General features: G+C 70.8%; 6 protein-coding genes. All 6 read right to left on the minus strand.

The genetic code is table 11. The features are described 5' to 3' along the window. Window positions 1-87 precede the first annotated feature (87 nt). Genes WA762_RS27770 through WA762_RS27795 form a run of 6 tightly spaced genes read right to left on the minus strand, consistent with a single transcriptional unit; the run spans window position 88 to window position 8,615 of the window. Entirely contained in the window at window positions 88-1,317 is a 1,230-nt protein-coding gene (locus WA762_RS27770) for an aminotransferase class V-fold PLP-dependent enzyme (RefSeq protein WP_335939252.1), read from the minus strand. Continuing rightward, entirely contained in the window at window positions 1,314-2,600 is a 1,287-nt protein-coding gene (locus tag WA762_RS27775; protein ID WP_335939253.1) for a phenylacetate--CoA ligase family protein, read from the minus strand. The genes WA762_RS27770 and WA762_RS27775 overlap by 4 nt, the downstream gene beginning before the upstream one ends. Further along, the gene (locus WA762_RS27780; protein WP_335939254.1) at window positions 2,597-3,616 is read right to left on the minus strand and encodes a TauD/TfdA family dioxygenase; all 1,020 of its coding nucleotides are present in this window, start codon (window positions 3,614-3,616) and stop codon (window positions 2,597-2,599) included. The genes WA762_RS27775 and WA762_RS27780 overlap by 4 nt, the downstream gene beginning before the upstream one ends. Beyond that, window positions 3,613-6,759 carry a non-ribosomal peptide synthetase gene (locus WA762_RS27785; RefSeq protein ID WP_335939255.1) on the minus strand — a complete coding sequence of 1,049 codons (3,147 nt, stop codon included), beginning with the start codon at window positions 6,757-6,759 and terminating at the stop codon, window positions 3,613-3,615. Before WA762_RS27785 ends, WA762_RS27780 begins: the two co-directional genes overlap by 4 nt. Beyond that, window positions 6,735-7,325 (minus strand): DUF6817 domain-containing protein, encoded by a 591-nt coding sequence (locus WA762_RS27790; protein WP_335939256.1) that lies wholly within the window; start codon window positions 7,323-7,325, stop codon window positions 6,735-6,737. Before WA762_RS27790 ends, WA762_RS27785 begins: the two co-directional genes overlap by 25 nt. After that, a complete protein-coding gene (locus tag WA762_RS27795) occupies window positions 7,326-8,615 on the minus strand; it encodes an MFS transporter (RefSeq protein WP_335939257.1) in 1,290 nt (429 codons plus the stop codon). Window positions 8,616-9,322: the final 707 nt, after the last annotated feature.

The following is a 9,322-nucleotide window of genomic DNA, read 5'->3' on the forward strand; positions in this document are numbered from 1 at the left end:
GGCTCGGGGGACGGGCCGCGCCGGTCCGCCCCCGAGGGGCCGGGGACGGGTCCGGGGCCCTGCCGCGGGCGGAGGGCCCGGACGCGGTCACCGCCGCGCGTCGGCCGCGACCGGGGCCATCAGCTTCAGCAGCTCGTCCAACGCCTCGAAGAAGCCCTCGATCTCCGCGACGTCGTTGTACAGGTACGCCGAGACCCGCAGGGTCTCGCCGCCCGCCAGCTTGGTGACCAGGGGCTGCGCGCACATGTGCCCGCTGCGCACCATGTAGCCGTACGAGTCGCTGAGCAGCCGGGCGATCTCGCCGGCGGGCACGCCGTCCGTCAGCCGCAGGGTCGCCAGCGCGATCCGGTCGGTCCGGTCCGGGGGACCGATGAGCCGCACCCCGGGGCGCGCGACCGCCCCGCCGACCAGGGCCGCGCAGAGGTCCTGGGCGTGCCGGTGGAGTTCCGGGCCGTCCACCGCCTCCAGATAGCGGATCGCCGCCGCGCTGCCGATGACGGAGGCGATGTCGGGCGTCCCCGTCTCGAACCTGAACGGGATGCGCCGCTCCACGCTGCCGTCGAGATCGACCCAGTCGACCATGCCCCCGCCGACCGAGAGCGGACGCAGCTCCGCGAGCAGCGCGCTCCTGCCGTAGAGGCAGCCCACCCCGGTGGGCCCCAGCATCTTGTGCATCGAGAACGCCATGAAGTCGGCGTCGAGCTCCCGCACGTTGACACGCCGGTGCGGCATCGACTGCGCGGCGTCCAGCACGATCACCGCGTCGCAGGCGGCGCGCACCTCGGCGATCAGCTCCTCCACCGGGTGCACGACCCCGGTGACGTTGGAGCAGTGCGTGAGCGCCACCACCCTCGGCCGGCCGCGCAGCAGCGCCCGGAAGTGGTCGCGGTCGAGGCGGCCGTGCTCGTCCACCCGGGTCAGTTCCAGGCGGCCGACCCGCCGCCACGGCAGCAGCTGGGAGTGGTGCGCGTCCAGGCAGCCCACGACGTAGGCGTCCGGGTCCAGGCCCAGCCCGGCGGCGACCAGGTTCAGCGCCTCGCTGGTGTTGCGGACCAGCACCACCTCGTTCGCCGCGGCGCCGATGTACCGGGCGATCACCGTCCGGGACGCCTCGTACGCGTCGGACGCCTCCTCGGACAGCCGGTGCTTGCCCCGGTGGATGTTGGCGCCGTTGGACTCGTAGTACTCGGTGACGGCGTCGATGACCTGACGTGGCTTCAACGTGGTCGCGCCGTTGTCCAGGTAGGAGATCGCCTGTCCGTCGATCTCCCGCCGCAGTGCCGGGAAGTCGCCCCGGCGGGTGTTCCGGATCGTCATCGCGCACCTTCCGCGGAGATGTGGGAGACGCAGGGCTGGAACTTCCCGCTGCGTTCGCAGGCGATGTAGTCCACGGCCTCCAGCTGGACGCGGCCGGGCGCCAGGGCCTCGGTCAGGCGGAGTTCCAGCTCCGCGGCGTCCTCGGGCCGGGCCGTCTCGTTGGCGACGTACCGGAAGGTGCACGCACCGGTCCGGTCCTGCTCCAGCTTGTAGAGATCCATCCAGGGGGCGTCCCCGACCACGGCGTCCACGGCGCCCGGGGTGACGACGCGGCCGTCCCGCAGCCGGACCATGTGGGTGGCCCGGCCCTCGATCCGCACCACGGGCAGATCGCTGCCGCAGTCGCAGGCGTCGCCCAGCGGGGTGAAGTGGTCCCCGGTGGCGTACCGGATGCGCGGGATCAGGCCGTCGTCCACCGTGGTGACGTACAGCTCGCCCGCTCGGCCCTCCTCGACGGGCTTGCCGTCGCTGACGAACTCCACGTAGAAGTCACGGTCGTTGATGTGCCGGTTGCCGCGGTGGCACTCGAAGCCCAGATACCCCAGCTCCGACATGCCGATCATGTCGCCGATCGGCAGGTCCGGCCCCATGAAGTCCTCGATCTGCCGGCGGGCCACACGGGTCATCAGGGTGTACCCGCACACCATGTGCAGGGGCCGGGACGAGGTGATCCGCCGCCCCAGCCGCCGCGCCCACCTGGCCAGGAAGGCGAAGTGCGTCGGGTCCACCACCAGCATGTCGGGCTGGTAGAGCTCGATCTCGTCGAGCGCCTTGACGATCTGCCACTCCGGGGTCGCCAGCAGGTCGTGGGCGACGGTCAGCACCAGGGTGCCGTCGGGGAGCGTCCGGTCCTCCAGGGTCGAGAAGCCCGTCGCGCACTCCACGTCCGAGCAGTTGGGCGGCGCGAACCGGCAGATCCTGGGCCGGCTGCCGGGCCGCCACAGCTCGTCGAAGCGGCGGTTCACCCCGATCGCCGTCGCCTGACGCCTCGCCAGATCGTAGGCCAGGATGGCGCTGTTGAGCCGGTCCCCGGACGTCCCGGAGCTCTGGAAGCGCATGACATTGGGCGAGTTGAGGGTGTACCCCTTGGCCAGCACGCCCGCCGGGAAGTTGCGCCGGTAGTGCGGCTTGGAGGTCGGCGGGATGCGGAGGAGGTCCTCCGCGTCCCGGATGTCCTCCGGGCGAAGGCCGTTGGCCTCCATGTGCTCGCGGAAGAAGACCGTGTTGTCGAACGCGTACGCGATCTCTTCCCGTACGGCCTCGAACGTCATCGGATCGCTCATGCCATGGCCACCAGCACGGAACGGGTCCCGGTGTAGGGCCTTCTGCCGTGTGCGAACTGCTCGTTGTCGACGATCACGACATCGCCCTCCTCCCAGGGGAACGCGATCTCCTCCGCCGCGTAGGCCTCCCGCACCGCGGCCAGATCGCCCGGGTCCAGCGGACTGCCGTCGCCGTACAGGGCGTTGCGCGGCAGCTCGTCCTCCGAGAAGCTCTCGCGCAGCTCGCGCTCCACGCTCGCGGGCAGCGAGCTGACGTGGAAGAGGTGCGCCTGGTTGAACCAGACCCGCTTCCCGGTCTGCCGCGACTCCAGCGTCGCCTGCACCACGTGGCGGGTGCGCAGCCGCTCGCCGCCCAGCCACTCCGCCAGGATGCCGTGCCGCTCGCAGTACGCGTCCACCTCGGCCCGGTCCCGCGCCTGGAACGCCTCCTGCCAGCTCAGGTCCAGCCCGTGGCCGAAGTTCCGCACGTACATCACGCCGTGCCGCTCGAAGCGCTCCCGAGTGGCGGCCGGCACCCGGTCGTGGACCCGGGCGCTGTCGGCCAGCGGCGTCTGGCCGCCCGTGGCCGCCGGGACCATGCAGGCGAGGAACAGCGTGTCCGGCCACGCGTCCGTGTACGACATCTCGTTGTGCAGCGGAATCGTCTGCTCGGGCGGGTACTCCGTCGAGGTGAAGACCCGGTCGTCCACCCGGGTGCGCGGGGTGGAGCGGTTGTCGTAGTCGCGCAGCTCCCCCGACAGGGCGGTGGCGAGCTCGCCCAGCCCCTTCGCGTCGAGCGGGCTGAAGCCGCGCAGCAGCACGGCCCCGTGCTCGTCGCGCAGCCGGGCCAGCGTCCCGCCCGAACCGGCCAGCCACTCCCGCGCGTCCAGCCGGCCCACGGCTGGTGTGCACGACACCGCCCGCGTCCCGTCGAACAGCGGAGCCACCCGGACCAGCGCCTCGCTGCTCACCGAGATGGACTTGCGCGCGCCGCCGAAGCGTCCCCTCGGGCCCGCCTTGGTCTCCTGCGGCATCATTCCCCTCCCGCCTTCTTCTCCAGGAGCTGGTCGATGAACTCGGCGAGCTCCGACACGACCGGCCGCTCGAACAGGCTGCGCAGCTTGATGTTCACCTTGAACTCGTCGCGCAGCCTGGCGATCAGCTGGGTCGCCAGCAGCGAATGCCCGCCGATCTCGAAGAAGTCGTCGTCGGCGCCCGCGCTCTTCAGCAGGAGGAGCTGCGCCATGATGTCGGCGACCTTCTTCTCGGTCGGCGTGCTGGGCTCGACGTACGACGTGGAGCCCTCGTGGTACGAGCCCGGCGCGGGCAGCATCGACGCGTCGATCTTCCCGGTGGTCGTCAGCGGGAAGGAGTCCAGCGCCACCAGATGGGCCGGCATCATGAACTCCGGCAGGTGCTCCGCCAGGAACTCGCGGAGCCACTCCGCGGACCCGCGGCTGCCCTCGGCATCGGTCAGATAGCCCACGATGTGCGCGGCGGTGCTCTCGCCGGCCACCACGGCCACACTGCCCGTCACCCTCGGGTGCCGGCGCATGACCGCCTCGATCTCGCCCAGCTCCACCCGGAACCCGCGGACCTTGATCTGGCGGTCGATCCGGCCGAGGAACTCGACGCCGCCGTCGGGCAGCAGCCGCGCCCTGTCGCCGGAACGGTACATCCGCGCCCCGGGCGCCGGGCTGAACGGGTCGTCGACGAACCGCCCCTGCTGCTCCGCCGTCCCGGCCAGGTAGCCCTGGGACACGGAGGATCCGCCGATCCAGAGCTCGCCCGGCACCCCGGCGGGCACCGGCCTGCGTCCGGCGTCCAGGACGTAGACGCGCGCGTGGCGCATCGGCCTGCCCAGCGGCACCGTCGATGCCAGGGCGGCCAGTTCGTCGGAGACGACCTCGCCGCAGAGCACGCCGACGGTCGTCTCGGACGGGCCGTAGTGGTTGAAGAGCCTGCAGTCGCCGAGGAATCCACGGAACAGGTTGTACGTGCCCCAGCCGACCGGTTCGCCGCCGATCACCAGTGCCTGACGCGGCATCAGCTTCTCCGGGGCGTCGGCCACCGCGAAGACGGCCTCCAGGTGCGAGGGCGTGATCTTCAGCAGGTCGTAGCTCTCCCCGGCCAGCAGTTCCGCCAGCGCCTGCGCGTCCGAGGAGACGTCCGCGGCGACCACCCGCAGCCGGCCGCCCGTCATCAGCGGCGGGAACAGGGCGGTGTTGCCCAGGTCGGTGCCCAGGGTGCTCAGGGCGACGGAGTCGACGGGGCCGGTGAGCCCCAGCCGGTCGAGCACGCCGTCCAGATAGGCCGCGAGCTGTCCGTGGCCGACCAGCACACCCTTCGGCGTGCCGGTGGAGCCCGAGGTGAACAGGACATAGGCGGGGTCGTCGTCGGCCGTCTCCACGTCGGGGCGCTCGTCGCCGCGCCCGGCGCAGACCGTCAGGCCGGCGTCGACGAGGACCACGCCGCGGTCCGTCGGGAGCTCCGGGGCCGTCCCGGCGGTCGCCACCACATGGCCGAACCCGACCGCGTCCACGATGGCGGACCGGCGCCCCGGCGGCAGGTTCGGGTCGACGGGGACGTAGCCCGCGCCGGCCTTGGCGATCGCCAGCATCGCGACGACGGCCACGTCGGAGCGTTCCAGGCAGAGCCCGACCAGGGCCCCGGGCATCACCCCGCGCGCGACCAGCTCGTTGGCCAGGCGGTTGGCGGCCCGGTCGAGCTCGTCGTAGCTCCAGGTGCGGGCGTCCGACCGCATCGCCACCGCGTCGGGCGTCCGCCGCGCGCTCCGCTCGACCTGGCGGTGCCAGTGGGCCGCGGGCCGCTGCGGCGGCTCGGCGGCGTTCGTGGCCGCGACCAGGGCCCGCGCGGCGTCCTCGTCCAGCATGGGCAGCGCCCGCACCGGGGCCGAGAGGTCGTCGCCGCCCAGCGCCGACAGGGCGGCCCGCAGGCAGGCGAGCAGCGCCTCGGCGCCCCCTTCGGCCATGCCCCCGGCCCGGTGGCGCAGCCGGAGCCGGATCTCCTCGCCCGAGCCCCGCGCCCAGAGGGTGACCTTGCGGGCGTCGTCGTACGGTTCGGTCCACAGCCCGGAGAGGGCCGGCGCGCCCGGCGCGGTGAGCTCCGCGGCGTCGGCGAACCGGAAGCCCGGGATGCCGCCGGTGTGCTGCCGGGCCGGCTCCATGGAGCTCTCGTCCGCGTTCTCGGAGGTGTCGGTCTCCAGGTCCACCGACCGCAGCAGACCGCTCAGCGTCGTCTCGTCGGATATCGCGGCGAACAGCGGCATCGGAGTCTCGAAGTGCCCGACGGAGGCGGCCATCTCACCGAACGGCCGCCGGGTGAGCATCGTCTCGACCGCCAGGTTCTCCGGCCGTCCGGTGGCGTGCCAGAGGGCCGTGATCCATCCGGTCAGCAGGACGCCGCGCAGGCCGCCGCCGGACGTCCGGGCGAGGGTCCGCAGCTTCTTCGCCAGGGGCGCCGGGACCGTCCACTCCAGCTCCTCGTGCCCCGGCTCGTCGGAGCGGATTTCGAGCGGCAGACGCAGCGGCGGCAGGGCCGCGAGCCGGGCCTCGCGGTCGGCCGCGATCTCCTTCTGCCGCTTGCCGGGCGCCCCCTCCTCGAACTGCCACTGGGCGTAGTCGGCGTACTGGAGGACGTCGTCCCGCTGCCACGCGGCGCCGCCGAGCCGTGCGGCGTACGCCTGCTGCAGATCCCGGAAGAAGATCTCGGCCGAGGCCGCGTCCATGCTCAGCCGCGGCGCCGACACGACGAGCGACCGGTCCCCGCCGGCGTGGGCGAAGAGGGTCAGGCGCACCGCGTGCGCCTCGTCCTCGTCGTGGCCGGCGTACAGCTCCTCGCGGACGAGACCGGTCAGCGCCGCGTCGTCGCCGGAGCGCTCCGACACATGGATCAGCGGCTCGTCCTCGATCACCATGAGCACGGTGCTGTTCTCGCCGAGGACCTTGCGGTAGGCGGTGCGGAGGCTCTCGTGCACGGACGCCACGTCGTGCGCCGCGCGCTCCAGCACCTCACGGTCGAGGGGAGCGGCGAGGCGCACCCCGGCCACCGTCCGACGCCCCCGCTCGCCGGAGGCGAGGCCCAGGACGTGCTCCTGCTGCTTGGACAGGCGAAAACCGTCCCATGTCTGGGAAGTCAGTTCTGTTCCGTGTCGATGCATAGTTCGCCTCCCGTGAATTTGTTCCAGGTGCTGATCGCGTCCGGCCCGAGGTATTCGGCGGCCATCTTCCAGAACCCGCCGTATTCCGTCGGCAGGTCCACCAGTGAATGACCGACCTGCGGCGGCATGTGCGCCAGGACGTCGCCGAGTTTCATGCGCAGGAGGTCCAGGAAGGCTTCCCGGTCCATCGGAATGTCCGCACCGGTCCGCCGGTCCTTGATCTCCGGCTCCCCGTTCGGGCGCATCACATTGCGGAAACTCTTCCCCAGGGACGAGTAACTCATGACGGAGAAATTGAAGATGACCTGCTCCACCTGTGGCCCGACGACCTCGCGGACCTCGACGCGCTTCCAGTCCGGAATGGACTCGACGTCGTCGTTGTGCAGCCCTTCCGTTCCGTAGACCCCGTGGAAGAGCCCGGCGACGCAGATGTGCTCCTTCGCCTTCATGTCCTGGAGGATGTTGCACGCCCGAAGCATGTGGTCCATCAGGGTGACGTCCTGGTGCGCCACTTTGTGCATGCCCAGCCGAACGAGTTCGCTTCGGTATTTCTGAGCGTCGATCACCTAACACTCCTTGCTGGCCGTTTGCTTCCTGTTTTCGGCGCCGACATCGGAGATCTGCCGGATTCTCCGGATGGGCGAGATCAGGGTCATGGCCGCCGGAATCAGATACCCTCCGCCGATCACGGCGATCGTGGGCCTGGTGCCGATGGCCTCGCCCAGGAATCCGCCGACGAGCGCCCCGAGAGGCAGGGTTCCCCATACGAGGAACCGGATGGCGGCCGTCGTCCTCCCCATGAGGTGCTCGGGCGTGATCACCTGTCGAATGCTGATGACGTTGACGTTGAAGAGCGGCTGACTGGCGTTGATGAGCATGAACCCGGACGCGACCACGACGACGGCCAGGAGCGAGGACCCGTCGGCCGTGACCAGGAGGATTCCGCCGGCGCCGGCCGAGCACATGGAGAGCAGGATTCCGCGCCCCAGGCCGCACCACCGGTTGACGGCCCCCATGGTCAGGACCCCGATGACCGCGCCCACGCTTCCGGCGAGCACGACGACGGCGACGGTGGCGGCGCTCAGGCCCAGATCACGTGCGAGATAGACGAAGAAGACCGCCAGCAGGGCCTGGTAGAGCAGATTCCAGGTCGCGCCGATGAGGGCGTTCCAGCGCAGAAAACCGGTGTCGCGGATGAAGCGGAGTCCGGCCTTGAAATCCGACCAGAGCGAGGACTCCCGGGGTGCCGAGGGCGCGGGCTCCGCGGTGCGCGTCCCATGGACGAACAGCGCCGACAGCGCGAACGAGAGCGCGTCCGCCGCGATGGAGACCGGCACCGACACGACCTTCAGAAGCGCCGCGGCCACCCCCGGGCCGGACATCTCGGCCACGGACCGGCTCGTCTCGAGCCAGCGATTGGCCGTCAGCAGATCGCCCGGCTCCACGACGGAGGTGAGGACGCTCTGGTAGGCGATGTCGAAGAAGACCGTGCAGGAGCCCACCGCGAAGGCGATGACGAAAAGCCACTCGATGGTCAGGGAGTCGGAGAAGGAGGCTATCGGAATGAGGCCCAGCAGTGCCGCACGGATCCAGTCCGTGACGATCAGTACGGTACGCGGCCGCCAGCGGTCGACGAGAACGCCGGCGACCAGACCGAAGACCATAAAGGGCGCCCGTTCCAGCGCGGAGAGAACGCCCACTTCCGACACGCTCGCGTGGAGCAGTGATATCGCGATGAGGGGAAAGGCGATGAGGGTGATCTGGGAGCCGAAAACCGAGATGGACTGAGCACACCAGAGCCGGCGGAAGTTCGGCCGTTCGACGGCGAACGACCACCACTTCTGCCGTGCGGACATCACATCGTCCATAAAACCTCGCCCGTAGAAATACGCGGGTGCTCGCCGCTCGGCGAGGCTCCCTCCGGTCCTTGGCAGCCGTGAAAGTAGACGACCCTGGTTACAAGGCGGTTATGCGATCGGGGGCGGCGGAACCGGCTCTCCCCGCACGTCCTTCCGCAGGGCGGGTGGATTTCGTAACCGGAGCGGAACCGGGGCCGGCTCGCGTAACCGCGGCGAAACCGGGGAGGGGCTTTCGTAACCGGATCAGAACTGCGGCGCGGCGTTCGTGACCGCGGCGGAACCGGCGAGCGGCATTCGTAACCGAAGCAGAACTGGGGCCGCCTACGCTGGCACCCGCTCGCAGGCGGTGAACCGGCCACAAGGGGGCGGACGGTCAGCCCCCTTCACCACTCGGACGACGAGGCGCAATGCCCCGGAAATTCGATGGGCCGTTCCCGAATCCCTGTGAGCCGAGGCAGGAATCCGGAGGTTCCCGGACCGGGACGGCCGGCTCGAAGTCACCCCGGATCCACGGAACCGGACGCCCCGCACGGATATCCGACGTGGCCGTCGAAAGCCGCCGGCGGTTTCGGCCGCACGCGTCCCGATCTTTTCAGCCCGCCAGTTGGGAGAGCCCGCATGATCCAGTCGTCTCTGGCGCAGCAGCGGTTGTGGTTCCTCAATCAGTTGGAGGACGCCGACGCCGCCTACAACCTGCCCTTCGT

The sequence above is a fragment of the Streptomyces tyrfis genome (assembly GCF_037034285.1).
Lineage (GTDB): Bacteria > Actinomycetota > Actinomycetes > Streptomycetales > Streptomycetaceae > Streptomyces.

Coding starts and splice junctions, on each gene's coding strand:
- WA762_RS27795 (WP_335939257.1), bottom strand. CDS start 8,615: ATGTCCGCACGGCAGAAGTGGTGGTCGTTCGCCGTCGAACGGCCGAAC.
- WA762_RS27775 (WP_335939253.1), bottom strand. CDS start 2,600: ATGAGCGATCCGATGACGTTCGAGGCCGTACGGGAAGAGATCGCGTAC.
- WA762_RS27770 (WP_335939252.1), bottom strand. CDS start 1,317: ATGACGATCCGGAACACCCGCCGGGGCGACTTCCCGGCACTGCGGCGG.
- WA762_RS27780 (WP_335939254.1), bottom strand. CDS start 3,616: ATGATGCCGCAGGAGACCAAGGCGGGCCCGAGGGGACGCTTCGGCGGC.
- WA762_RS27785 (WP_335939255.1), bottom strand. CDS start 6,759: ATGCATCGACACGGAACAGAACTGACTTCCCAGACATGGGACGGTTTT.